Origin of the sequence: Micromonospora sp. NPDC048170 (assembly GCF_040652795.1) — a bacterium.
Lineage (GTDB): Bacteria > Actinomycetota > Actinomycetes > Mycobacteriales > Micromonosporaceae > Micromonospora.
Genome location: NZ_JBEZMR010000022.1, coordinates 73163 through 97907, shown reverse-complemented (window position 1 = coordinate 97907; position 24745 = coordinate 73163). Strand labels below are relative to the sequence as shown.

At 71.3% G+C, this 24745-nt stretch carries 19 protein-coding genes; 13 read left to right on the top strand and 6 right to left on the bottom strand.

Features of this window, described 5'->3' with window-relative positions:
- Positions 1 to 473: 473 nt before the first annotated feature.
- Positions 474 to 3713: a beta-N-acetylglucosaminidase domain-containing protein gene (locus tag AB0D32_RS23735; protein WP_357094085.1), complete on the top strand. Its 3240-nt coding sequence runs from the start codon at positions 474 to 476 to the stop codon at positions 3711 to 3713.
- Positions 3714 to 3733: 20 nt separating this feature from the next.
- Here AB0D32_RS23735 and AB0D32_RS23730 read toward each other — a convergent pair whose 3' ends face one another.
- Positions 3734 to 4507 (bottom strand): GntR family transcriptional regulator, encoded by a 774-nt coding sequence (locus AB0D32_RS23730; RefSeq protein ID WP_357094079.1) that lies wholly within the window; start codon positions 4505 to 4507, stop codon positions 3734 to 3736.
- A gap of 177 nt (positions 4508 to 4684) precedes the next feature.
- On the opposite strand from AB0D32_RS23730, the gene AB0D32_RS23725 reads away from it, so the two are divergent.
- From AB0D32_RS23725 to AB0D32_RS23700, 6 genes are all read left to right on the top strand, one after another.
- A complete protein-coding gene (locus tag AB0D32_RS23725) occupies positions 4685 to 5947 on the top strand; it encodes an extracellular solute-binding protein (protein WP_357094075.1) in 1263 nt (420 codons plus the stop codon).
- Positions 5948 to 6051: 104 nt separating this feature from the next.
- The gene (locus tag AB0D32_RS23720; protein WP_357094070.1) at positions 6052 to 6876 is read left to right on the top strand and encodes a sugar ABC transporter permease; all 825 of its coding nucleotides are present in this window, start codon (positions 6052 to 6054) and stop codon (positions 6874 to 6876) included.
- Positions 6877 to 7773, top strand: coding sequence for a carbohydrate ABC transporter permease (locus AB0D32_RS23715; protein WP_357094065.1), 897 nt, complete (start codon positions 6877 to 6879; stop codon positions 7771 to 7773).
- On the top strand, positions 7770 to 8705 hold the full coding sequence (locus AB0D32_RS23710; RefSeq protein ID WP_357094060.1) for a BadF/BadG/BcrA/BcrD ATPase family protein: 936 nt from the start codon (positions 7770 to 7772) through the stop codon (positions 8703 to 8705). Before AB0D32_RS23715 ends, AB0D32_RS23710 begins: the two co-directional genes overlap by 4 nt.
- 47 nt (positions 8706 to 8752) lie before the next feature.
- Positions 8753 to 9937, top strand: coding sequence for a hypothetical protein (locus tag AB0D32_RS23705; protein ID WP_357094054.1), 1185 nt, complete (start codon positions 8753 to 8755; stop codon positions 9935 to 9937).
- Positions 9930 to 10679: an SIS domain-containing protein gene (locus tag AB0D32_RS23700; protein ID WP_357094051.1), complete on the top strand. Its 750-nt coding sequence runs from the start codon at positions 9930 to 9932 to the stop codon at positions 10677 to 10679. The genes AB0D32_RS23705 and AB0D32_RS23700 overlap by 8 nt, the downstream gene beginning before the upstream one ends.
- Positions 10680 to 10753: 74 nt before the next feature.
- Here AB0D32_RS23700 and AB0D32_RS23695 read toward each other — a convergent pair whose 3' ends face one another.
- Positions 10754 to 11461, bottom strand: coding sequence for an HAD family hydrolase (locus AB0D32_RS23695; protein ID WP_357094048.1), 708 nt, complete (start codon positions 11459 to 11461; stop codon positions 10754 to 10756).
- Positions 11462 to 11607: 146 nt separating this feature from the next.
- Entirely contained in the window at positions 11608 to 14316 is a 2709-nt protein-coding gene (locus AB0D32_RS23690) for a glucosidase (RefSeq protein WP_357094045.1), read from the bottom strand.
- Between the two features lie 42 nt (positions 14317 to 14358).
- Here AB0D32_RS23690 and AB0D32_RS23685 point away from each other — a divergent pair, with 42 nt between their 5' ends.
- The 5 genes from AB0D32_RS23685 to AB0D32_RS23665 all read left to right on the top strand — a co-directional run bounded on the left by AB0D32_RS23685 (position 14359) and on the right by AB0D32_RS23665 (position 20757).
- Positions 14359 to 16302, top strand: a complete 1944-nt coding sequence (locus tag AB0D32_RS23685) for an amylo-alpha-1,6-glucosidase (RefSeq protein ID WP_357094038.1) — start codon at positions 14359 to 14361, stop codon at positions 16300 to 16302.
- Between the two features lie 141 nt (positions 16303 to 16443).
- The gene (locus AB0D32_RS23680) at positions 16444 to 17775 is read left to right on the top strand and encodes a glycosyltransferase family 4 protein (RefSeq protein ID WP_357094033.1); all 1332 of its coding nucleotides are present in this window, start codon (positions 16444 to 16446) and stop codon (positions 17773 to 17775) included.
- A 196-nt stretch (positions 17776 to 17971) separates the two neighbouring features.
- Complete coding sequence (locus AB0D32_RS23675; RefSeq protein ID WP_357094028.1) at positions 17972 to 18781, top strand: metal-dependent hydrolase; 810 nt, start codon at positions 17972 to 17974, stop codon at positions 18779 to 18781.
- A 117-nt stretch (positions 18782 to 18898) separates the two neighbouring features.
- Complete coding sequence (locus AB0D32_RS23670) at positions 18899 to 19483, top strand: N-acetylmuramoyl-L-alanine amidase (RefSeq protein ID WP_357094024.1); 585 nt, start codon at positions 18899 to 18901, stop codon at positions 19481 to 19483.
- A gap of 83 nt (positions 19484 to 19566) precedes the next feature.
- Positions 19567 to 20757, top strand: a complete 1191-nt coding sequence (locus AB0D32_RS23665; protein ID WP_357094019.1) for a hypothetical protein — start codon at positions 19567 to 19569, stop codon at positions 20755 to 20757.
- Between the two features lie 169 nt (positions 20758 to 20926).
- Here the strand turns inward: AB0D32_RS23665 and AB0D32_RS23660 are convergent, their stop codons facing one another.
- Together AB0D32_RS23660 and AB0D32_RS23655 are read right to left on the bottom strand one after the other, a co-directional pair.
- Complete coding sequence (locus AB0D32_RS23660; protein WP_350918017.1) at positions 20927 to 21520, bottom strand: nucleotidyltransferase family protein; 594 nt, start codon at positions 21518 to 21520, stop codon at positions 20927 to 20929.
- A 183-nt stretch (positions 21521 to 21703) separates the two neighbouring features.
- The gene (locus AB0D32_RS23655; protein WP_357094011.1) at positions 21704 to 22519 is read right to left on the bottom strand and encodes an NAD(P)H-binding protein; all 816 of its coding nucleotides are present in this window, start codon (positions 22517 to 22519) and stop codon (positions 21704 to 21706) included.
- A gap of 81 nt (positions 22520 to 22600) precedes the next feature.
- On the opposite strand from AB0D32_RS23655, the gene AB0D32_RS23650 reads away from it, so the two are divergent.
- Positions 22601 to 23014 (top strand): helix-turn-helix domain-containing protein, encoded by a 414-nt coding sequence (locus AB0D32_RS23650; protein ID WP_357094006.1) that lies wholly within the window; start codon positions 22601 to 22603, stop codon positions 23012 to 23014.
- Between the two features lie 16 nt (positions 23015 to 23030).
- Here AB0D32_RS23650 and AB0D32_RS23645 read toward each other — a convergent pair whose 3' ends face one another.
- Positions 23031 to 24713: a bifunctional 3'-5' exonuclease/DNA polymerase gene (locus AB0D32_RS23645; RefSeq protein ID WP_357094174.1), complete on the bottom strand. Its 1683-nt coding sequence runs from the start codon at positions 24711 to 24713 to the stop codon at positions 23031 to 23033.
- Between the last annotated feature and the right edge of the window lie 32 nt (positions 24714 to 24745).

Below are 24745 nucleotides of genomic sequence, written 5' to 3'. Positions count from 1 at the left end.
CTCTCGACATCTCTCGATCCTGGTCGCATCCCGCCGCACGGCTGACCTGAGGGCTAGACCAGTATGAAACGCCCCAACCAGCGCCGCATATCGCTTGTGAGCAGCGGAAATCGGGCAACGACCAGGCACGTGACGATCCGGGGCTGGATCTCGACAACCTCCATCTGGTGGACGAGGTCTTGACGCAACCAGGAGCGGCATGGATTCTCATTACTGGCATAGACCAATTGTCAACCCTCAACCAAGGCTCCGGCCCCGACGGTCCGATCGGCTCCCCCGTCGACCCGACGGACCGGCGGATCCTGCGCCGGCCAGCCCCTGCGTGCCACACCACCGCACTCCGAGCCGGCGCACACCGGCGCCAGCCAGCCACCTGGACCAACGAAAGTGGAGGTCGCGTGTTCCGTTCACGCACATCTCGCGGTTGTCGCCGCATAGTCACGTTCGCCGCATCGGTCACGCTCACCGTGGGCGTGCTGGCCCCCCTGCCTGCCAGCGCCGAGCGACCGGCTCCCAGCCAGGCGGCGCGGATCCTTCCGGTGCCGCAGCAGATCGACTCGCGTCCGGGATCCGTGGCGCTACCCAGGAACATCGATGTCGTCGTGGGCGAGGCCGCCGACCCGGCAGCGCGTACATCGCTCGTGGAGTTGCTGTCCGCGCACGGCGTCACGGCCCGGATCGTGCACCACGCCGACCTGGCGACACGCGCGCCGATGATCGTCCTGGGCGGGCCGCGCGAGACGCCGGCGAGCACCGATGCGCTACGCGCCCTCAAGGTCGCGGGCCCTGAGTCGCTACCCGGTCAGGGGTACGTGTTGGCGGCTGGTCACGACGAGCGTGGCCGACAGCGGATCGTCCTCTCCGGCGTGGATGGCACCGGCACCTTCTACGCGGTCCAGTCGCTCCGCCAACTGCTCGTGGCCAAGGGCTCCCGGGTGGTCGTCGACGGCGTACAGATCCGCGACTGGCCGGGGTATCAGATCCGTGGCGGTATGGAGTCCTTCTACGGACCGGTCTGGTCGCAGGAAGACCGGCGCTCGCAGATCGAGTTCCTGGCGCGGCACAAGATGAACCAGTTCTTCTACGGGCCGGCGGACGACCTGCGCACCGGTTCGAACTGGGCCTCGTTGTACGACGCGTCCGAGCTGGCCCTGCTGAAGGAGATCGTCGACCTGGCGAAGGCGCGGCATGTCGACTTCGTGTACCGGATCTCGCCGGAGGCGCCGATGGCGCCCAGCAAGGGGATCTGTCACGTACGCGAAACCGATCGGGCCAAGCTGCTGGCACGCTTCGAGCAGATGTGGGACATCGGTGTCCGAAGCTACGTCATCGCCTGGGACGACGTGTCAGGCAACTTCGCCTGCCAGGAGGACCGGGACGCCTACCGCGGCGACCGGTCACCGCTCGCGATCGCCCAGGCCGAAGTCACCAACTTCGTGCAGAAGGAGTTCATCGAGAAGCGCCCCGGCGCCAGCCGCATGGTGACCGTGCCGACGGAGTACTGGGGCATGACGAAGACCCCGTACACGGATCGCTTCGACGAGTTGCTGAGCACCGAGGTCGACCTCTACTGGACGGGTCCGGCAGTGGTCTCGCCGAGCATCACCGAAGCGGACCTCCAGGCTGCCCAGGAGGTGTGGTCGCGGCACCGGATCATGCTCTGGGACAACTACCCGGTCAACGACTACAGCACCAACCGGCTGCTGCTGGGCCCGCTGAAGAACCGCGACGCCGGCATGGCGGACAAGACGATCGGCATCTCGTTCAACGAGCTCGTCGGTTTCCAGGATGCCTCGCAGATCGCCCTCGGCACCCAGGCCGACTACGCCTGGAACCCGGGGGCCTACGACGCGGAACGTTCGTGGACACACACGCTGCAGATTCTCGGCGGTGACGCGTACGAGGAGCTGAGGCTCTTCGCCGAGAACAACCGGGCCAGCGTCCTGGACGCCACCACCCGGCCGGAGTTCGCGGCGCTCATCAACCGTCTCATCGCCGACTACCGGGCGGGCCGTCCCGTGACCGCCCAGCTCGACCGGGTCGACCGTGAGCTGCGCCGCCTCGAGGCGCTCCCCGCCGAACTCCGGGCAAAGCTCGACAACCCCGTCCTGCTCAAGCAGATCGCGCCCTGGCTGGACCGCGTCGGCGTTACCGGCCAGGCCGGTCGGGCAGCCCTGCGTATTCTCAAGGCTCAGGACAAGGGTGCCAGCGAAGCCGCCTGGGTGGCCCGACGGGACCAGTCGAACGCCCGTCTCATCCTCGACCGCACCTGGCACCAGATCAGCCCCGGTCCGGTCGACGAGCTGCTGAGCTTCGCGGCGTCCCAGAACGACGCCTATATCGGCGACCGCTGGTACGGGGACCTTGGCGCCCCCACCGGTACCCCGGCTGCCGCATCGGGTTCCCGGTTGGCGAATCTTACCGACCGGCGCGACGACACGGCCTACGTCGCCGCCAGCGCGCCGCAGGCCGGGGACGCGATCACGGTCCCGATCACCAAGCCGCACAAGCTTTCGGCGGTGACCGTGGTACAGGACGCGACCGCCCCCGCGGACGGCATGATCCAGGCGCTCGTGGGCGACACCTGGGTGGACCTCGGGCAGCTCGCCGACGGATTCACCAAGGTGCCGGCCAAGGACGTCACAGCCAGCGCGGTCCGGATCCAGTGGACTCCCGGTAGCGTCGCGCCGCGCGTCTACGAGATCGTCCCGTACTACTCCGACGTGCTGCGCGGTCGGGTCTCGGTCGAACCGTCGGGCGCGTTCATCGCGCCCGGGGCGACCAAACGGTTCCAGGTCGCTCTCGAGGTGTTCGACGAGGGCCGGGTGAAGGCAAATGTCGCTGCCAGTGGCCCGGACGGCTGGACCGTCACCCCGGCGACGCAGGTTCTCCAGGCGCGACCGGATGGTCGGACCATCGTCACGAGCGTGCCGGTCGCCGTTACCGTCCCGGCCGGCACCGCCCCGGGCCGGCACCAGGTGACAGTGACGTTCCACAAGGATGGCGTCGCGCCGGTGAACCTGCCGCTGACGATCATCGTGGGGGAGGGCAACTATCCGGAACTCGTGACCACGGCCAACCCGTCCGGTTACTGGAGGCTGGGCGACGCGGCCGGTTCCACGACTGCCGTCGACAGCTCCACCAGCGGGCAGAACGGAACCTACCTGGGTGCGGTGCCGGGTGTCGGGGGCGTGCTCGCCGGCAACGGTGCGGCCGACATCTCGAACGGCTACATCGACGTGCCGCGTGCCCCGCGTACCAATCTGACCGGGCCCTTCACGTTGGAGGCGTGGGTCAAGCTCGACACGCTCGTTCCGTCGCCCGGGCAGGCGATCATCGAGAGCTACACCGGGCCGGCGCACAGCGGGTACGCGTTGAGGGCGAGCAGCGGCGTCCTGCAGGCGTGGTCGCTCGGCTCTCCGGGTAAGGGACACGGCGTCGTGTCCGGTCGCACCCAGCTGACGCCGAACAAGTGGCACCACGTCGCCGCCGTGTTCGACGGATCGCGGCTGACCGTGTACCTCGACGGCGTCGCGGACAACACTGTCGCGACGACGGTGGCCCCGGGCAGCGGTACGGCCAGCGTCAAGCTCGGTGGCCGCGGAGACGACTCGTCCCAGCGGCTGCAGGGCGACCTCGACGAGGCGGCGATCTATGATCGCGCGCTGACGGCGACCGAGATCCAGGAGCACTACTTCGCCGGAATCGGGTAGCCAGATCATCCGGATGCGCGTCAGCCGCCCTGCGTCGGTGGGCTGACGCGCATCTGGATGGCGTAGCGGTCCCCACGGTAGAGCGACCGCCCGAACTCCACGACCTTGCCCATGTTGTCGACGGAGATGCGCTCGATCAGGAACGCCGGGCTGTCCTCGGCGACTTCGAGCCGCTTCGCCTCGGTGGCGGTCAGCCGCGCGATGGTGACGGTCTGCCGTGCCGATTCGAGTCGTACGCCGAAGGCGCGCCCCAGAACGTCGTAGAGCGAGTCGTCGCGCCCCAACACGTCGAGCAGGGTGGGGAATCGCGCCGCGGCGAGGTTGGTCCGCTCCAGCGCCATCGGGATCTCGTCGGCGGTACGGATCCGCTCGATGTAGTGGGTCGGCTCGCCCGGAGCGATGCCGAGGTTGACGGCCACGGTGCGGGTGGCCGGGCGGGTGCGACTGCGATAGCTCTTGGCGCCCGGCGTCATGCCGCGCATTCGCATGTCCTCGCTGAAGGAACGGAATATCTCCGAATGGGTCAGGGTCGGATGCTGCACGAAGGTGCCACGCCCAGGGACCCGCCGGACCATTCCTTTCGTCTCCAGCGCGTCGATGGAGCCTCGGACAGTCATCCGGGCCACGCCGAACCGCTCGGCGAGGACCCTCTCGGACGGGAGCAGCGCGCCGTCTCGGGAGTTCAGCACCAAGGCGGTGAGCACGTCGATGATGTGCCTGCCCTTACCGCGGCTCTGCTCCGCCAGTACCGACTCAAGCGCTCCGTCGCTCGGCTCGTGTCGCGTCCTTGGCACGAGTTCGTCTCCTTTCTATGCGATTGACGCCATCGTACGGGCAGCACCGCGCACCTCGGATGGCATCGCCCTACCCGTTGACCAGCGGTCTATACCAGTATTACAGTCGAGCTCTCCCCGGGTCGGCTGGGGTGCCGACAACGACGATCGGAGACACGGATGCCCAGGAAGTGCGGTGTGTTGGGAGCAGCGGCGCTGCTCACCGTCACCCTCGCCGCGTGCGCACCAGGCAGCGGCGAGAGCGGTGACAGCGGCGGTGACGCCGTCAACCTGAAGGTCTGGGGATGGCGACAGGAGGATGTCGCGGCATACAACAAGATCTTCCAGATCTACGAGGACGCCAACCCCGGTGTGACCGTGGAATACGTCCCCTACAAGAACACCGAATACGACACGATCCTCAAAACAGGGCTCACCGACGCCAGCGGCCCCGACGTGGCGCAGCTCCGTTCCTACGGCCTGCTCCAGCCGCTGGTCGCCGCCAGCGGTCTGGTACCCCTCGATGACCAGATCAAGGAGTTGTCCGGCTTCTCGAAACCAGTTCTCGACGGCGCCCGAGGCGAAAGCGACGGAAAGGTCTACGGAGTGCCTTTCGCACTCCAGACCCTGCACGTGATCTACAACGAGAAGCTCTTCGCCGATCACGGCATCACGGCCCCCACCACCTGGGCCGACATGATCGCGGCGTTCGAAAAGCTCAACAGCGCCAAGGTCATCCCGCTGGCGAGCACGGTCACCGACACCTGGATGCTGCCGATCCAGCACGAGATCTTCGGCGCCACGACGTACGGTGGCACCGACTACCTCACCAAGATGCTCGCCGGCGGGGCGAAGTTCACCGACGCCCCCTGGGTGAAGTCGGTAGAGGCGTGGAAGGGCACCAACAAGTACTGGCCACCGCAGTCCTCCGGGGTGAGCTACGCCGACGCACAGGCACTCTTCACCTCCGGCCGCGCCGCGATGTTCCCGGGCGGGATCTGGGAGCTCGGCGTGTTCGAGAAGGCCAACCCCGACCTGAAGATGGGCATCTTCAACGTGCCGCCCGCACCCGGCGCGGCGGTCGACAAGACGCTCGTTCCCGGCTACGTCGACGGTTCGTTCGGAGTCTCGGCGAAGTCCCCCAAGCGGGAGGCCGCGCTGGACCTGGTGCGATGGATGGCGTCGGAGGAGTTCGGCCGCGCGTACTCCGACGAACTGCGCCAGATCTCCGCGGTGCCAAACGTCCAGCCCCAGGACAAGCTCCTGGCCCAGGCCTTGCGGGGCTACCAGGAGAACCCGAGCCCGTACGTCACCTACGCGTACTTCTCCGGTGGGTCGCCCACGGCCTGGGACCTCGCCTCGGCGGCCTTCTCCGACTATCTGCTCGGGCGACGGGACGCCGCTGATGCGGCCGGACACATCCAGCGAGGGGTCGATCAGTGGTTCCGGCCCAAGAACTGAATGTCCGTCCTGCCCGGCGGCGACGCCGCCAGGCAGGACGGACCCCTCCGGGGTGGATCGCGGCATTCTGCCTACCGGCATTCGCCCTCTACGGCCTGTTCGTCGTGGTGCCTCTGGTCACCGCCTTCTACTACGGGCTGTTCCGCTGGGAGGGCACCCGCCAGGCGGGCTTCGTCGGCATCGGCAACTACCGGGAGATCCTCACCCGCTATCCGCTGAGCGATGAGATCACCACCGCGCTGGGGCACAACGTGCTCTTCTTCGTCGGCACCATGGCGATCCAGAACACCATCGGGCTCGGCCTGGCCGTACTCCTCCACCGGAACCCGTGGGGGAAGCGGTTGTTCCAGACCCTCTTCTCCCTTCCCTACCTGATCAGCCCGCTGATCGTCGGCTACATCTGGTCGCTCCTGCTGAGCCCCACCTTCGGCCCGATCAATCACGTGCTCAGGGCTGTCGGCCTGGACTCGTGGGCACGCCCGTGGCTCGGTGAGCCGGACACCGCGCTGCCGGTACTGATCCTGGTCAACGCCTGGCAGTGGATCGGTGGGCCCATGCTCATCTTCGGCGCCGCCCTGGCCGGTGTCCCACGCGAGTTGGAGGAGGCCGCCGCCATCGACGGCGCATCAGCCACCAGGGCCTTCTGGAGTGTCCGGTTCCCCCTCCTCATGCCGGCCGTCGGGGTGATCACCGTTCTGACGTTCATCGGGAGCTTCAACATCTTCGACCTCGTCTACGCGCTGGGCGGATCCGACGGCGGACCCGGCGGCGCGATGGACGTGCTGGGCCTGCTCTACTACCGGACCGCCTTCCAGGGCGGCAGCAACGCGATCGGAGAGTCCTCGGCGTTGGCCATGCTGATCTTCGTACTCATCTTCGGGATCTCCGTCCTACTGGAGCGGGCACTGCGCCGCCGGGAGGTCACCTAGATGAACGCCGTGACGACCACCCCTCGCACGACGCCGGGAACCGCCAGTGGGCCCTCACGCCCGGACAGCACCCGCCAGCGTCCACTCACCCGCGGCATCGCTGTCCAGGTCGTTCTGTGGGCGTATGCCGGCATCGCCTTCGGCCCGCTGCTGCTGGTGCTGATCGGTTCGTTCCGTTCCAACGCGGAGATCCTTCGCGCACCGGTCGGGTTGCCCGGTTCGCTCGACGTGAGCAACTACGTCCGCGCCTGGGAGACCGCGTCGATCTCGACGTACCTGATCAACTCCCTGACGGTGACCGGCGCTTCGGTGGTGCTGTGCGTCGGCGTGTCGGCGCTGGCCGCCTACGCCCTGGCCAGGTGGAGATTTCGGGGACGCGCTCTGCTGGCGGCGTTCTTCCTGTCGGGCCTGATGATTCCCGCGAAGCTCGGCCTGCTGCCGGTGTTCTACATGTTCCAGTCGATGGGTCTCATCGACAGCCGGATCGGGCTGGTGCTGCTCTACGCGGCGAGCGGCGTTCCGTTCTCCGTTTTCGTGATCATGGGATTCATGCGGGGGTTCCCCGGGGAGTTGGAGGAGGCCGCGAGGCTCGACGGAGCGCACGAGGGACGCCTGTTCGTGTCGATCGTGCTGCCCCTGATGCGTCCGGCGCTCGCGGTGGTCACGGTCTTCCAGTTCGCGCCGACCTGGAACGACTTCTTCTACCCGCTGGTGCTGATGCGCAGCGGCGACAAGTACACCATCCCCGTCGGACTGACCCGGTTCTTCGGCGAGTTCGCCGCCGATCGCGGCACCCTGTTCGCCGGGCTCGTGATCGCTCTGGTCCCGCTGGCCGTGGTGTTCGCACTGGCGACCAAGCAGATCGTCGCCGGTCTGACCGCCGGGATGTCACGATGACAGCCACCATCACCATCGACGGCGGAAAATCGCAGCTCAGGATGCTGCTGAGCACCCCGGAGGGCCGTCACCTCGGGGTCGGGCCCGGCTTCGTCCACCAGCCCGGCGAGGACGGCGTCACCAGGATCCTGGAGTCCATCCGCGGCGCTGCGGGCACCATCTCCCTTCCCACAGAGGTGGCAGGGGTGCTCGCCGGACTGACCGGCATACCGGGTGATCGCGCCGAGCGTCGACACCTCGCCCTCGCCATCACGAGACTCCTCGGCGGCCCCACCACGATCGTGGAGGACAGCGTCCTCGCCCACGCCGGTGCCCTCGCCGGTGCCGGCGTGCTCCTGTGCGTCGGCACCGGGACGACAGTTCTGGCGGTGGCCGCCGACGGAAACTACGCCCGGCTCGACGGGTGGGGCCCACATCTCGGCGACCGCGGCAGCGCGTTCGCCATCGGGCTGGCCGGAATGCGCGCCGCGACGGCGTCGTACGACCGGGTCGGCCCGGAAACCGCGCTGGTCGACCGCCTCGTCGCTGCGCTCGGGGGCAGCGACCTGGCGGCGCTCCAGCGGTACTACCGGGACCCCGCCATGATCCCACGCACGGCGGCCTTCGCTCTCGACGTCCTCGACTCGGCCGCCCAGGGCGACCCGGTGGCGACCCGCATCTGCGCCACGGCCGCAACCGATCTCGCTGACGCGGTGGCGGCGGCGACAAGCCGACTCCGCCTCGACGGGGCGGACCGCCGGGTTTCGTACAGCGGGCGGCTCCTGTCCCCGGGGAACGCCCTCTACCGGGCACTGTCCACAGAGCTCGACGCCAGAGGAGTGCCGCTGGTCAGCCCCAGGGCCAAGCCGCTCGAGGGCGGCCCCACGCTCCTGCGCGGCACCGGCCCCTACGCCCGCCTGCTGGCGGACCAGAACCCGGGCGGAGACGCGTGAGGGTCGGACACGGGACGGCCCGCTTCGCGGCCGTGCCCGGAGAACCCATGGGTGGATACATCGACCGGTCCCAGGGCGTCCAGGGCGTCCTCGACGCGCTCGAGGTCCACGTGGTGACCTTCGCCGACGACGGCCACCGGTTCGCGCTGGTGGTCGCGGACCTGATCTGCGTGAATGTCGACGTCGTCGATCGCATCCGGACCGCCATGCGGGGCATCGGCGTGCCCTCCTGCTGGGTTGCTGCCACGCACACGCACGCGAGCCCCGAGTCGGGCTGTTTCCCCGGCGGCGGGGTCACGCCACGATCCGTCGGCGACCGGCTCGTCGCCGCGTCACTCACGGCCGCGCGCCACGCCGTGGCGTCCGAGCGGGCAGCCAGGCTCGGCGCCACCCGCACCCTGGTTCCCGGGCTCGCGGGTCGCCGCAACCTCGCGGCCACACCGCCGATGGACATTCCCGTCGACACCATCGCGGTCACCGCGGATGACGCCGTGGTCGGCCTGATCGTGGTCTCCCCGGTCCACCCGACCGTCCTGCCCGCCGACAACAACCAGGTCAGCGCCGACCTGAGTGGCGGTATCCGCCGAGCACTGTCCGCGCCCGACAGGTGGGTGGTCGTCGCCACCGGTGCCGCCGGCGACATCAGCACCCGGCACACCCGCCAGGGACACGGGCGACCGGAGGTGGACCGGCTCGGCGCCCGGGTGGCCAGCCGCGTGGAGCCGCCACCATCCGACGGCCACGTTCCGGCGGCGCCGGTGCGGCCACCGGTCTCGCGCAACGTCCGGCTCCGGCCCAAACAGCCGGTGGAGTTCGACGCGTCCGCCCTGCCGGCCCCCCAGGTCGGAGACGACCGGATCCGCCTGGTCCTGCAACAGGGACTGCGCATCGCGGAGGAGCAGGCCGCCCGCCAGCGCACCGAACCGTACGTGGCCGAGGTCGCGGCGGTCGACCTCGACGGGGTCACGGTCGTCGGTGTCCCCGGCGAGTTGTTCCTGGAACTGGGCGAAGCGATCCGCTCGGCGGCGGCGGACCAGGTCTCCGACGTCGTCGTCCTCGGCTACACCAACGGCTACCTCGGTTACCTACCCACCCGCGACACACCACCCTGCTACGAAACCTATGCCAGCCCGGTCAGCGCCGGCAGCGGAGAGATCCTCGTCGAGGCCGCCGTCGAGGCCGCCCGTGAAGCCGCCCGCGACCGCGACCGTTCCAGGAGGAACAGTGTCTGAACCCGCCTACGCCGACATCGCCCGGACCGCACTCGAACAGATCCTCGCCACGCAGCTCGGTGCCATCGAGTCGGCGGCCACGCTCGTTGCCGACACCATCGCCGCCGACGGTGTCCTCCAGGCGTTCGGGACCGGCCACTCACGTATCGTCACCCTCGAACTCGCGGCACGCGCCGGTGGTCTCGCCCCCGTCGGCATGCTGGCGGTGAAGGACCTCGTGATGTTCGGCGGCGCCGACCCGGGACCGATCCTCGACCCGACGTACGAGCGCGAGTCCGGCCTGGCCGAACGGATCTACGCGCTCGCCGCGCCCGCCGCGCAGGACGCCTTCCTGATCGTCTCCAACTCCGGCATCAACGCCGCCATTGTCGAGATGGCGACGCTGGCCCGTGAGCGGGCACATCCGATCGTCGCCGTCACCTCACTCGCACACACCCGCTCCGCCGGGGCACGTACCACCGAGGGGCCGCATCTCGCCGACCTGGCCGACGTGGTGATCGACAACCTGGCCCCGGCGGGGGACGCGGCACTGGAGATCACCCCAGGCGTTCGGATAGGGGCGGTCTCGTCGTTCACGGGGGTGCTCATCGCGCAGCTCCTCACCGAACTGGTCTGCCGCCGGCTGCTGGAGCGCGGCATCAACCCGCCGGTACACACCTCCGCGAATCTCGCCTGGGGCGACGCGCGCAACGCCGCCCTCCAGGAGCGGTACCGCGATCGGGTCCGTCCGATCGAGCCCTGACCGGCACGCGGTTGGCACCGAGGTCGACACAACCGTCGCGACGGCACCTGGCCGGGCGCCGGACCGTCGGCCGGTCAGAAGTGGCGCAGCAGTTCGGGGAAGGCAGACAGCCGCAGTACGCCCGGGTCGGCCGGGTCCAGTTCGTCGTGCTCCAGCACCCAGGTGTTGTCGTTGGGAATGAACACGGCGTTCAGCCCGGCGGCGCGGGCGGGCCGGATGTCGGACTTCGGGGAGTTGCCGATCATCCAGGTGACCGCGGGGTCGACGCCGTGTTCCCGGGTCAGCCACCGGTAGGTGTCGACGTCCTTCTCCCGCACGATGTGCGCGGCCCGGAAGTGGTGCAGCAGCCCGGATGCGTCGAGCTTGCGCTGCTGCTCCGCACGCTCACCCTTGGTCAGCAACAGCAGCTCGTGCCGACCGGCCAGGGCGTCCAAGGCCTCGGTGACCCCGGGCATCAACTCCACCTGGTGCGCGACCAGGGCCGCCGCCAGGCCATCGATCTCGCGCCGCTCCGCCTCGGTGGCGGGTCGCTGCCGCAGCCGCTCCAGGCACTCCCCCAGGCTGCGTAGGAAGACCTTGCTGCCGTACCCGTGGGCGACCGCGTTGGCCCGCTCGATGTCGTCGAGAATCGCCCGGATCTCGGCCCGGTCGAGGGTCGGATGGTCCAGCCACTCCAGGAAGTCGCCGATCACCCGCTCGAAGAGGACGTTGTTCTCCCAGAGTGTGTCGTCGGCGTCGAAGACGAGCACCTGCCCGTCGCGTCGGCGGCTCACGTTCCCCATGTTCTTCCTCCCCGGTGCTGGCCGGGGCCACGGTACTGCGGGCCGCCGGCCCACTCATCCGAGTTTCGTCGGGGCCGCCGCCCGCGACGGGATCGCGGGCCGGCGAGCTGTCCGGCCTCCGGCACGGCGGCCCCGGTCGCGCGGGCTCAGCGGCGCAGGGTGAGGATCAGGTCGGCGACCAACGCCGTCCAGCCGGTCTGGTGCCAGGCGCCCAGCCCGGCGCCGTTGTCGCCGTGGAAGTACTCGGGGAAGCAGATCAGGTCCCGCCAGTCCGGGTGGGTCTGGAAGAGCTGGGCGGCGCCGTAGATCGGCCGCCGGCCCCAGTCGTCGCGGGTGAACAGCGAGATCAGCCGCGCGGAGAGGTCGTCGGCGACCTCGTCGAGGGTCCGCTTCGCCCCGGAGCGCGTCGGGTACTCCACCTGGAGGTCGTCGCCGAAGAAGGCCGCGTAGTCGCGCAGGGCGCTGATCAGCAGGAAGTTGGTCGGCATCCAGATCGGGCCGCGCCAGTTCGAGTTGCCACCGAACAGGCCGCTGGTCGACTCGGCCGGTTCGTAGCCGACGCTGAACTCCTGGCCGCCGAGGGTCACCGAGAACGGCTTGTCGAGGTGTGCCCGGGACAGCGTGCGCAGGCCGTACTCGGAGAGGAACTCGTCGGTGTCGAGCATCCGGGCGAGCAGCTTGACGATCTGCTCCGGGCCGACCATGGACAGCAGCCGGTGCTGACGCCCGTCGGGGCCGAGCCGCCGGGCGCCGATCACGTCGGCGTACTCGGGGCGGTTGGTCAGGAACCAGCGCAGCCGGGCGCTCAGCTCGGGCAGCCGGTGCAGGGTGCGGGCGGTGAGTCGGGTCGTCGCCGCGAGCGGCAGCAGGCCGACAACCGAGCGGACCTTTAGCGGCACCTTCGTGCCGTCGGCGAGCCGCAGCACGTCGTAGAAGAACGCGTCCTCGTCGTCCCACAGGCCCTGCTCGTACGCGGCGGCGGCGATGTACGTGAAGTGCTCGAAGAACTTGGTGGCGGTGTCCACCCAGGTGCGGTCTCGCTCGGCCAGCACGACGGCGATGTCGAGCAGGTTCAGCGCGTACATGGCCATCCAGCCGGTGCCGTCGGACTGCTCCAGCACCCCGGCCACCGGCAGCGCCGCCGACCGGTCGAACGGGCCGACGTTGTCCAGCCCGAGGAAGCCGCCCTCGAAGACGTTGTTGCCGCCGGTGTCCTTGCGGTTGACCCACCAGGTGAAGTTGAGCAGCAGCTTGTGCATCACCCGGGCCAGGAAGTCGTGGTCCCGGCCACCGTCGATCTCGAAGACCTTCAGCGCCGCCCACGCGTGCACGGGCGGGTTCACGTCGCCGAACGCCCACTCGTACGCCGGGATCTGGCCGTTGGGGTGCAGGTACCACTCGCGGAGCAGGAGCAGCAGTTGCTCCTTGGCGAAGCCGGGGTCGACCCGGGCGATGCTGACGCAGTGGAAGGCCAGGTCCCAGGCCGCGTACCAGGGGTACTCCCACGGGTCCGGCATGGAGATCACGTCGAAGCTCGCCATGTGCCACCAGGCGCTGTTGCGCCCGTGCCGGCGGCCGGAGGGCGGGGGCGTGGAGCCCGGATCGCCCTCCAGCCAGCGCTTGACGTCGAAGTGGTAGAACTGCTTGCCCCACATCAGCCCGGCGATCGCCTGCCGGGCGACCAGGGCCTCGTCGGGGGTCGCGGCGGCCGGGATCACCCCGGCGAAGAAGCGGTTCGCCTCCGCCCGCCGGGCCCACAGCACCGCGTCGAAGCCGTCGCCCAGGTCGGCCGCCGGCGGCGGGGCGCCACCGGGTGGCGGGGCGGTGCGGGTCAGCCGCAGCCGGATCCGCCGCTGCTCCCCCGCCGGCACGTCCAGCACGTAGTGCAGCGCGCCCTTGGTGCCCTCCCGCGCCGGGTTGACGGTCGCGGCCCCGTCGACCACGTGGTCGTTGATGCCGTCCTTCGGGTAGCGGGACCGGCCGGGCAGCCCCCAGAGCCGCTCGGCGTTGGTGTCGTTGTCGCAGAGCAGCGGCGTGGGCTCCCCGTCACCCTCCAGCAGCAGTTGGCCGAGCACCCGGTGCTCGCCGACCAGCCGCGACCCCTCGCCGACCAGCCGGGGCATCCGGTCGCCGCCGGGCAGCCCCCACGCCCAGGTGTTGCGGAACCACAGGGTGGGCAGCACGTGCAGGGTGGCCGCCCGGTCGCCGCGGTTGGCGACGGTCACGACGACGCACATGTCCGTCGGGCTGGCCTTGGCGTAGTCGACGGTCACCGCCCAGTACCGGTCGTCGTCGAAGATGCCGGTGTCGACCAGCTCGTACTCGGTGTCGTCCCGGCCGCGCAGCGCGTTCACCGCGACCAGTTCGTCGTACGGGAAGGCGGCCTGCGGGTAGTGGTGCCGCCAGCGCATCCAGGAGTGGGTGGGGGTGGAGTCCTCGTACCACCAGTACTCCTTGGCGTCCTCGCCGTGGTTGCCGCCGTCGCCGCCGAGGCCGAACATCCGCTCCTTGAGGATCGGGTCCCTGCCGTTCCACAGGGCGAGGGCGAAGCAGAACGTCTGCCGGTCGTCGCAGACGCCCGCCATGCCGTCCTCGCTCCACCGGTACGCTCGGGACCGCGCGTGGTCGTGCGGGAAGTAGTCCCAGGCCGTACCGTGCTCGCTGTAGTCCTCCCGTACCGTCCCCCACGCCCGCTCGGACAGATAGGGACCCCATGCGCGCCAGTCCTGCTCCCCGGCGTCGGCCTGAGCCAGGCGGAGCCGTTCGGGGTCGGGCGCGGAGTCGTCGGGGGGTGGCACGTCGGTGATCACTCGCACATCTTCGACGCCGCCGGAGGACTTCACCACAGGAGCCATTCTCGCCGTGGCCTGTCGCACCCCGCCGCCGGTGGAGGAAAGTTGATCGAGATTCGCTTCGGTTCGCAGGTGTGCGGCGACCTGACCGGCGGCGCCGCCCGGGAGTGGCTGGTCACCGACGGTCTCGGCGGCTACGCCACCGGCACGGTGAGCGGGTTGCGCACCCGCCGCTACCACGGCCTGCTCGTGGTGGCGGGCGAGACGCCGGCGTCCCGCCGGGTGGGACTGGTCGGCCTGGACCCGGCCGTGCTGTTCCCCTCCGGCGCCCGCGTGCGCCTGGGCGCGCACGAGTGGTCCTCCGGCGACGTCGACCCGCGCGGCTTCGAACTGCTGGAGCGGTTCGACCTGACCGACGGGCTGCCCCGGTGGCGCTGGCGGATCGGCGACGTGGTGATCGAGCGGGAGCTGGCGATGACGCACGGCCGCCCGTGCGTGGCCGTGGTGCACCGGCTGGTCTCCGGCGGGCCGGTGCGCCTCGACCTGGCGGCCGTCTGCACCTGGCGGGACGCGCACGGCGAGCGCCGCGCCGACGGCCCGACCCCTCGGATGGAGCCGGTGCCGGGCGGGGCGGTGGTCGAGAGCGGGTTCCGGCTGGCCGGGCCGGGCTGGAGCCCGGAGGGCCAGTGGTGGCTCGGCGTGCACCACCGGGAGGAGGCGGCGCGCGGCCTGAACCCGGACGAGGACCTCTGGTACGCGGGCCGCTTCTCGGGTGGGCTCCAGCGCCCGGGTGACACCGTGTCGGTGCTCGCCTGGGCCGGCGACCTGGCCGAGGAGCCGCCCCCGGCGACCGAGGTGGTGGCGGCGGCGCGGGCCCGCAACCGGCGGGTGGTGGCCGCGGCGAAGCCGGCCGACCCCGTCGAGGCGACTCTCACGCTGGCCGCCGACGCGTTCGTGATCGGCACGCCCACCGGGCCGGACGTGGTGGCCGGCTACCCGTGGTTCGGCGCCTGGTCGCGGGACACGATGATCTCCTACGAGGGGCTGTTCCTCTGCACGAACCGGGCCGACGAGGGCCGGGAGCTGCTGCGGGCGTACGCCGCGACGCTCTCGGAGGGGATGCTCGCGAACACCGCCGACACCGGCCGGGTGGAGTACAACACCGTCGACGCGACCCTGTGGTTCCTGCACGCGGTGAGCCGGCACGTCACCGTCACCGGCGACACCGACCTCGGCGACGAGCTGCTGCCCGCCCTGCACGGGGTGGTCGACGCGCACCTGGCCGGCACCCGGTTCGGCATCGCCGTCGACCCGGCCGACGGGCTGCTCACCCAGGGCGGCACCCCCGGCACCGCGCTGACCTGGATGGACGCCCGGGTGTACGGGGTGCCGGTCACGCCGCGCACCGGCAAGCCGGTGGAGGTCAACGCGCTGTGGGTCAACGGGCTGGCCGGCCTCGCCGAGCTGACCGAGCTGGCGGGGCGGGACGCGACCGACCTGCGGCGGCTGCACGAGCGGGCCGTCGCCGCGTTCCGGGACAGGTTCCCCGCCCCGACGGGCTGGCTGCACGACGTGGTGGACGCACCCGCGCCCGCGTACCCGCTGGGTGGGGCCGCGCACCACGACGACGACCTGCTGCGCCCCAACCAGCTGCTGGCCTGGTCGCTGCCGTACGCCCCGCTGGTGCCCGACGAGCCCACCGTGCGCCGGGTCGCCGGCGGGCTGCTCACCCCGCTGGGCCCGCGCAGTCTCTCCCCCGACTCGCCGGAGTTCGTCGGGCGGCACCGGGGCGGTCCGGCCGAGCGGGACGGCGCGTACCACCAGGGCACCGTCTGGCCGTGGCTGCTCGGCCCGTACGCCGACGCCGCCCGGCGGGCGAGGATGCCGGTCGACGACCTCTTCGTCGGCGTCGAGGCCCACCTGACCGAGTTCGGCCTGGGGTCGGTGAGTGAGACGGCCGACGGCCTCGCCCCGCACGCCGCGACCGGGTGCCCGTTCCAGGCGTGGTCGGTCGCCGAGCTGCTGCGCGCCCGCAGGAACGGCCGGTAGCGCTTTACACGACCGCAACGAAGGCGTCTCCGCTGGTTAGCCAGCCACCAGCAGGATGGGTCCCGATCCGGTCGCGACCGCGACGGGCGCCGGTTCCGGTGCCCGCCGGTGCGCACTCGGGGACAACTCAAAGGGGCCGCCATGTCACCTGACGCCGATGTGATCGACATCCACCCCGCCCGGCGACAGCGGGTGCTGATGCTCTCCTGGGAGTACCCGCCGGTCCTCGTCGGCGGGCTGGGCCGGCACGTACACGCCCTCTCCGTGGCCCTCGCCGCCGCCGGCCACGAGGTCACCGTCGTCACCCGACACACCGACGGCGCACCCCTGGAGGAATACGCCGACGGCGTCCGCATCATCCGCGCCACCGAGGACCCGGTCACCTTCCCCCTGGCCACCCCCTCCCTCCTGGCCTGGACCATGGCCTTCAACCACACCCTCACCCGCGCCGCCCTGCGCGCCACCGAAGCCAACACCTACGACGTCATCCACGCCCACGACTGGCTCGTCGCACACACCGCGATGACCCTGCGCCAACACCTCGACATCCCCCTCGTCACCACCATCCACGCCACCGAAGCCGGCCGACACCAGGGCTGGTTGCCGGAAGAGATGAACCGCACCATCCACGGCGTCGAACACTGGCTCACCAGCGAATCGGGCCGGATCATCGCCTGCTCCGGCTACATGCGCGACCAGGTCACCACGCTCTTCGGCGTGCCCGCCGGGCAGATCGACGTGGTGCCCAACGGGGTCGACGACCGGGCCTGGCGTGCCCGGCCGGGGGCCGTCACCGCCGCCCGGGCCCGGTTCGCCGCCGACGGCCCGCTCGTCGGGTACGCCGGCCGGCTGGTCTACGAGAAGGGCGTGCAGCACCTGGTGCACGCGGTGCCGTACCTGCGCGACCGGCACCCCGGGCTGCGGGTGGTGATCGCGGGGGACGGCCCCTACCGCGCCGAGCTGGAGGAGCAGGCCCGCCGCCTCACGCTCGGGCAGACCGTCAGCTTCGTCGGTTTCCTGGACTCGGTTCGGCTTCCGGCGCTGTTCGGCGCCACCGACGCGACCGTGGTGCCCAGCCTCTACGAGCCGTTCGGGATGGTGGCCCTGGAGGCCGCCGCCGCCGGGGCGCCGCTGGCCGTGGCCCGCACCGGCGGCCTCGCCGAGATCGTCGAACCGGGCGTGACCGGGGTGACCTTCCCGCACAGCGACCCGGACGCCCTCGGCGAGGCGGTCGACCAGCTCCTCGGCGACGAGGTCTTCGCCAGGAGGGTGGCCCGGCGGGCCCGCGTCATGGTCGGCCGGCGGTACGGCTGGGCGGCCATCGCCGCCCGGACCGTCGACACGTACGCGACGGCCCGCCGGGAGCACGGCCCGACGCAGGCCCGACGCGCCGCCTCCCGGCTCGGCGAGGCCCGCCGGAGGATCACCATTCCCGAGGGGAACCTCCTCGCGGTCGGCGGTGCCGCCTGCTGAGCAGGCCGCCGTCCGGTGACCGCCAGACCGGCCCGTCCGCCGCCCGGCGCGGCATACTTCCTGCCGGGACGGCGCAGCCGCCCGCCCCCTCCCTGCCACCGTCCCTGGTGGACGTCCGGTCGATGCCCCTGCGGTGCGACACGAACTACAGTGGCGTAGTTTTGGCGCTCAAGATCCCTGGGGAGGGTGAGCCGACATGATGGGACCGTCCCACGCGCTGTCCGGCGCGGCGGTGTGGCTGGCCGGGTCCTGGGCGCTGCAACAGTTCGCCGACTACCACCAGTCGCCGCTGGAACTCGCCGTCGGCACCGCGGTCTGTGCGGGCGGGGCGCTCTTCCCGGATCTCGACCTGTCCGGCAAGGTGACCCGCAACCAGGGTGGGGCGACCGTCGCCCGCACCTTCGGCGTGTTCTCGCTCTTCATCGCCGAGGTGATGGAGAAGATCTCGCTGGGGGTCTACTACGCGACCAAGCTCAGCAAGGACCCGCGCCGCAACAACGGCCATCGGACCCTGACCCACACCATCCCGTTCACCCTGCTGGTCGGCTGGGGCACCACCACGCTCTGCGCCGCGTACGGCAAGTGGGCCGTCATCGGCATCCTGTTCTTCATGTTCGGGCTGGCGCTGCGCGGCCTGTTCGACAAGTGGGCGGAACGCGCCGGTTGGGTCATCGTGACCCTCGCGTCGGCCGGCGCAGCCTGGTACACCTTCGCCAACCTGCCCGGCGGCCGGGGCTACCCGCTGATCGGCACCGCCGTGGGGGTCGGCTGCTTCGTGCACATCCTCGGCGACATGATCACCCGGGCCGGGGTGCCGATCCTCTGGCCGATTCCGATCAAGCGTCGGATGTGGACGCCGATCGGGCTGCCCAACAAGATCGCCCTGCGGGCCGGCGGCAAGACCGAGGTGGTGGTCGTCCGGGCCGTGCTGACCGCGATCTCGGTGCTCGCGGCGGTCGGTCTGGTCGCCCCGTCGGTGCTGCAACGCTTCAACATCGACGTCTGACGGCGTTTCCTCTTCAGTTGACCGAACGCCAGGAACGAGAGTTCGGAGAACGATACCTTCAGGTTGTCGGGCCGCCGGCCGGCCATTCGCACCGACGTCTGCCGAAAGGAGCGTCCGATGGCCCTCTGGACCGATCTTGCGGACTGGCGTGGCCCCACCGCCAACCGGGTCCCGGGCGGCATGGTGGAGGTTCGCGGCCTGGTGGTACACATCGCCGACGGCACCTACGAGGGCACCATCAGCCACCAGCGGGACCCGGACACCGAGAACTCCTCGCACTTCATCGTCAGTCGTGAGGGTGACATCGCGCAGATGGTCGACACCGCGGACAAGGCCTGGACCCAGAAGGCCGGTAACGGACACTGGATCTCGGTGGAGTGCTCCGGGTTCAGCGTCGGCAGCGAGCACCACGCCAGCCATCCCGGCTGGGAGAAGCTGACAAACAAGCAGATCGCCGCCATCGGCCGGATCTTCGCCAAGGTGCACCAGGTGTACGGCGCCCCTCTCGCCCTGACGGCCGACCCGTCGGGCATGGGCCTCGGCCACCACAGCATGGGCGGCCCCGCCTGGGGGCACGACAAGTGCCCCGGCCCCCCGATCATCGCGCAGAAGCCGGCCATCCTGGCCGCCGCCAAACAGATCATCAGCCCGTCCGGACCCACGCCGTCGCCGGACCTCGTCGTACGACGTGCGGCACCCTGACAGCCCCTCAGGCCGCGCGTGCGGTTTTGAAACCAGCGGTGACCTGGGCATCAGCTGGCCTACGGTGAGTCTCGGGGGGTCCCATGGGCGAGATCGTGATCAGCAGTGCAACGACCGGTCTGCAACACCAGCCGGCGGTCGCCGGCCTCAGCTTCCAGCATTTCCTGGTCGTCTGGGCCGACAGCAACGACGCGACCATCAAGGGGCGCATCCTCCGGGCGGACGGCACGCCGCTCGACGACGAATTCTCCGTCAACACGCCCACCCCGGACACCCCGAACACCGACCGGCAGTGGCCCGCGGTCGCCAACGCTGGTTCCGGCCTCGCCGTCGTCTGGATCGAGCAACCGTTCAATCCACCGGGGCCGCCCGTCCCGCAGGTGAAGCTGCAGCGGTTCGATCCGGACGGGCAGAAGATCGGCAATGAGATCCGGGTGAGCACCGGCGACATCGACCCGGGACAGCGGCCGGCCATCACCGGGATGATCGACGGTGGCTACCTGGTCGTCTGGCTCGGCCGCTCGTCCGAGCAGCGCATCCGGGCGCGGCGATTCGGTCCGGACGTCACACCGATCGGCGAGGAGTTCGACGTACCGCAGGCCGCCGGTGCGCATCTCGATCCGACCGTGACCCGGCTCGCTGGCGGGGACACCGTCATCGCCTGGCGCAACGACCCAGCGCAGGTTGGCGGAGGCGCCCTCGTCTTCCGGCTCTTCGATCTTCAGGGCATCCCCCGAAGTGACGAGCTGAGGCCGAACCTGTTCGGTTTCGTCGGGGGGATGGCGACAACCGTCGTCGACGACGGGTTCGCCGTCGCGCACCTCCGCGCCGGCAGCCCCAGTGACCTCGGCCTCCCCACGAGCAGCGTGGAGGCGCACCTGTTCAACGCCGACGGCAGTGACCGGAACGTGCCGATGGGGATCAGCGGCGCAGGGGGGATCGCCTGCAAGCCACCGGCGTTGTCGGCGCTGCCGGGCGGGCGTTTCCTGACGGCCTGGATACAGGCGAGCGCGGAGACCTTTTCCACCAGCCCGAGCGTCATCGCGAAGGTGATGTCCGCGACCCAGGGGTCGATCAACGGGGAGATCCAGTTGAACGAGACCACCGTCGGCGACCGGCGCAGTGCCCGGGTGGCGACGGTCCTTGACGAGGCCGGCACCGGCCAGCGTGCCCTCGTCGTCTGGGCCGAGTGCCTTGAGATCTCCGGCGGCATCCGGTTCGAGGTGCACGGGCGGCCGTTCCGAATCGATCCCGATGGAACGCCAGCGCTGTGACAGCGCCACGGCAGAGCCGAGGGGCGCCGAGGCTGCGCTCGCCCGCCACCTGTCCCGGCCAGCCCCAACCCTGGCGGCCACCCGTAGTAGCGTCTGAAAGCTGGCCACGGCCCAACCACGACGCGGGTTGACCGGTCTTTCCGCGCAACCCGCGTCGCACACCAGCCAGCTACGCGCCGACGCGCTGGGGTGGGACGGTCAGTCCGTAGAGCGCCATCAGTTCCGGGGTGTCGACCCGGCTGCCGTCCGCCACCGAGTCGCAGGCGATGTCGACGATCTGGTCCTTGTGGGCCAGCAGGTATGGCCGGGCGCCGACGTCCGCGCTGGCCAGGGTGGCGATGCCGGACCAGTGCCGGCGCCCGAACAGCATCGGGTAGCCGCGCAGCCCGTCGTAGGTCGCGCAGACCAGCACGTCCGGGTACGGCAGCGCGGTGACCCGGCGTACGGCGGCGACGGTCAGGCCGGGCATGTCGACCGGCACCACCACGACCGCCTCGATGCCCTCGTCGTCGAGCGCGGCCAGGCCGGCCCGGATGGACGAGCCGACGCCCGTCCCCCACGCCCGGTTGATCACCACCGTGGCCCGGCTCAGGTCGGCCGTCTCGCGGACCTGGTCGGCCGCGGCGCCGAGCACGACCACGATCCGCTCGCAGCCCGCCTCGGTCATCGTGTCGATCATCTGGTTCACCAGGGGCTTCTCCCCCTGGTGCAGCAGGGCCTCCGGGCCGCCGATGCGACGGCCCCCGCCCGCGGCGATGATCATTCCTGCGATCCGGTTCAGCTGGGCCCCCTCCACCGTGGAGCGGGCCGTGGCGCGAGGGCACGGCCCGCTCCGTCGTACGGACATCGGGAGCAACGAGGAGGAGGCGGGCCGGGTAGCGGGGCGAAAAGGGAAAATAGTGCAACTGTTACCGGCGTGGAAGGCCGGGACCGGCTGCGCCGACGGTCAGGACGACGCCCCGGTGGCAGCGGCGACCGCGACCGGCATCGGGTCGCGGGGCGGACGCGACAGCAGCCGCGGCAGGTCGCCGCGGGTCTCCGCGAGGAACCCGGCCGCCGTGGCGGAGTAGATCGACATGAGCATGGCCGGCTGGAAGGGCAGCAGTCCCGGGCCCGCCAGCGCGGCACGCCGCTCACCCAGCGACACCGGGCGGTAGGGCACCCCCAGCTCGGCGGCGAGGCCGGCCGCCGTGAGCGTGACCGGCCCGGTCAGCTCGTAGGTGCGGCCACGGTGGGCGGCAGGGTCGGCGGTCACCCGTACGGCGGCGTCGGCCAGATCCTGCCGGGCCACCGCGGCGACCGCTCCCGCGCCGAACGGGGCCGTGACCGCGCCGTCGACCGGGGCGGCCAGTTGACCGAACAGCTCGGCGTAGAGCCCGTTGCGCAGGATCGTCCAGCCCAGCCGGCTCTCCCGCAGCCGACGCTCCGTCCACCGGTGCGCGAGCGCGAAGGCCAGGTGGTCGCCGGCGCCGACCAGGCTCGTGTAGACCACGTGCTCCACCCCGTGCCGCTCCGCCGCCGCGAGAACCCGGTCGTGGCGGGCCAGGACGACGTCGTCCTCGCCGTATCCGGCGGAGACCAGCACCAGCACGCGTACGCCCGTCAGGTCCGGCCCCGCCGGGTCGTCGAAGTCCATGGTCCGCCCGGCGGCGGCGAAGCGACCGGGGGTACGGGTGCCGGCGAGCGGGGCGAGACCCCGCTCGGCCAGTCCGGCGTGGATGAGGGAGCCCAGGTGCCCGGAGGCGCCGGTGACCAACAGCATGAGGGGAGCCTTTCGGTGGTACCGAATCGGAACTAACCTCATCGTCGGGAACCATGGAAGCGGGCACAAGGAGGCACTTCGATGTCAGCAGGGCACACGGCGGTAACCGGCGCGCTGCCGCCCTGCGGCCTGCCGGAGCACCCGGACTGCGGGATCCGCGACGTGCTCGACCGCATCGGCGACAAGTGGTCGGTGCTCGCGATCGTCGAGCTCTCCTCCGGCGTCCGGCGGTTCCGGGAACTACAACGGGCCATCCACGGCATCTCCCAGCGGATGCTCACCCTGACCCTGCGCCGCCTGGAGCGCGACGGCCTGGTGCTGCGCACGGCGTACTCGACCGTGCCGGTGACCGTGACCTACGAGCTGACCGAACGCGGCAGGAGCCTCACCCACCTGGTGCGGCAGCTGGCCGACTGGTCACTGGCGCACAAGGACGCGATCGCCGAGTCACGGCACGCGTGGGACGCCGCCAACCCGGGATCCGGCGTCTCCTGACCCGCCGGAGGAGCCGTCACGCCGCGTCGGCGTAACAGTCGACGACGGACAGGTCCAGCGGGAAGCGGACCGGGGTGTCGCCGAAGAGCAGCGCGGCGGCCTGCTCGCCGCACCGGGTGACGGCGTCGACGACCGCGCCGGCCCGCTCCGCCGGGCAGTGCACGATCACCTCGTCGTGCTGGAAGAAGACCAGCTCGGCGCCGGTGCCGGCGAGCCGGCCACGCAGCGTCGCCAGCAGGGTCGAGGCCCACTCGGCGGCGGTGGCCTGGATGACGAAGTTGCGGGTGAAGCGCCCCCGGGACCGGGCCGCCCGGGCCCGCGGCGACTGCGGATCGGCGCCACCGTCGGCGAGGTCGGCGTCGGCGTCACCGAACCCGGCACTGCCGGGCGGGCAGGTGCGCCCCAGCCAGGAACGCACCAGCCCGCCGGTCTCGCCCGTGCGGGCCGCGGCCTCCACGTAGCCGAAGGCGACCGGGTAGTTGCGCCGCAGCACCGCCAGCGCCGGCACCGCCATCCCGCCGGTCTGGCCGTACATCGCACCGAGCAGCGCCAACTTGGCGCGCGGCCGGTCGCCACCGAAGGCGTCCTGGGCGAGGGCGGCGTAGAGGTCACCGGCGCCACCGGCGGCGGCCAGCCGGGCGTCGCCGGAGACCGCCGCGAGCACCCTCGGCTCCAACTGGCCGGCGTCGGCGACCACGAACCGCCAGCCCGGATCGGCCACCACCGCCCGCCGGATCACCTTGGGGATCTGCAACGCACCGCCGCCCCTGGTGGCCCAGCGACCGGAGACGACCCCACCCGGGACGTACTCCGGCTGGAACCGGCCGTCACGCACCCAGGCGTCGCGCCAGGCCCAGCCGTGCGCCGTCCAGATCCGGTAGAGCTCCTTGTATTCCAGGACCAGGGGCACCGCCGGGTGGTCCACCCCGCGCAGCACCCAGGCCCGGGTGTTGGGCACCTCCACGCCGGCCCGGGCGAACGCCCGCAACAGCTCCGCCGGGGAGTCGGCGTGCAGTTGGCGTACGCCGAACGCGTCGGCGATCCGCGCGGCCAGCTCGGCCAACCGACGCGGCGGACCGCCCACCGGCGACGGCTCTCCGAGCAGCTCGGCGAGGACCTCGTCGTGCACGTCGGCCCGCCAGGGCAGCCCGGCGGCACCCATCTCCACCGCGATCAGCGCGCCGGCCGACTCGGCGGCCACCAACAGCCGGAACCGGCCGGGATGCCCGGTCGCCGCGATCCGGGCGAGCTGGTCGGCGTACACCCGGGTAAGGGCCTCGACGCCGGGGCCCGGCGGGCCGGGCAGGGCGTCGAAGAGCGCGCCCTGGCCGTGGCCGGGCGGCGCGGCCGGACGCGGCGGTGGGTCGGCCGGCACCGGGGCGCCGGTGAGCCGGGCCCAGGCCGCCGCGAACGAGCGGGGCTCACCCCAGCGGCCGGCGTGGCCGAGCAGCAGCGACTCGGTCAGCTCCACGTCGTGGCAACGCTCGACCCGCACCCCCGCGCGCAACAGGGCCGGGTAGACCGACGCGCCGGAGGCCCACACCCAGCGCGGCCCCTCCGCCGCCTCGCACGCGGCGACGGCGGCGGCCAGATCGGTGACCGGCCGCGCCGGGCCGGCGGGGCATCCGGCGACGTCGAGGGGTTGCAACACTCCCCCGCCCCGCTCGTCGGAGACCACCGCCACCAGCACGAAGGCGATTCTGCCTCGCCCCTACGACACCGGGTGGCCAT

Excerpts from the sequence above, each read along its gene's own strand:
- AB0D32_RS23715 (WP_357094065.1), top strand. The coding sequence starts at position 6,877 with ATGAACGCCGTGACGACCACCCCTCGCACGACGCCGGGAACCGCCAGT.
- AB0D32_RS23710 (WP_357094060.1), top strand. The coding sequence starts at position 7,770 with ATGACAGCCACCATCACCATCGACGGCGGAAAATCGCAGCTCAGGATG.
- AB0D32_RS23705 (WP_357094054.1), top strand. The coding sequence starts at position 8,753 with ATGGGTGGATACATCGACCGGTCCCAGGGCGTCCAGGGCGTCCTCGAC.
- AB0D32_RS23695 (WP_357094048.1), bottom strand. The coding sequence starts at position 11,461 with ATGGGGAACGTGAGCCGCCGACGCGACGGGCAGGTGCTCGTCTTCGAC.
- AB0D32_RS23690 (WP_357094045.1), bottom strand. The coding sequence starts at position 14,316 with ATGGCTCCTGTGGTGAAGTCCTCCGGCGGCGTCGAAGATGTGCGAGTG.
- AB0D32_RS23680 (WP_357094033.1), top strand. The coding sequence starts at position 16,444 with ATGTCACCTGACGCCGATGTGATCGACATCCACCCCGCCCGGCGACAG.
- AB0D32_RS23675 (WP_357094028.1), top strand. The coding sequence starts at position 17,972 with ATGATGGGACCGTCCCACGCGCTGTCCGGCGCGGCGGTGTGGCTGGCC.
- AB0D32_RS23670 (WP_357094024.1), top strand. The coding sequence starts at position 18,899 with ATGGCCCTCTGGACCGATCTTGCGGACTGGCGTGGCCCCACCGCCAAC.
- AB0D32_RS23665 (WP_357094019.1), top strand. The coding sequence starts at position 19,567 with ATGGGCGAGATCGTGATCAGCAGTGCAACGACCGGTCTGCAACACCAG.
- AB0D32_RS23660 (WP_350918017.1), bottom strand. The coding sequence starts at position 21,520 with ATGATCATCGCCGCGGGCGGGGGCCGTCGCATCGGCGGCCCGGAGGCC.
- AB0D32_RS23655 (WP_357094011.1), bottom strand. The coding sequence starts at position 22,519 with ATGCTGTTGGTCACCGGCGCCTCCGGGCACCTGGGCTCCCTCATCCAC.
- AB0D32_RS23650 (WP_357094006.1), top strand. The coding sequence starts at position 22,601 with ATGTCAGCAGGGCACACGGCGGTAACCGGCGCGCTGCCGCCCTGCGGC.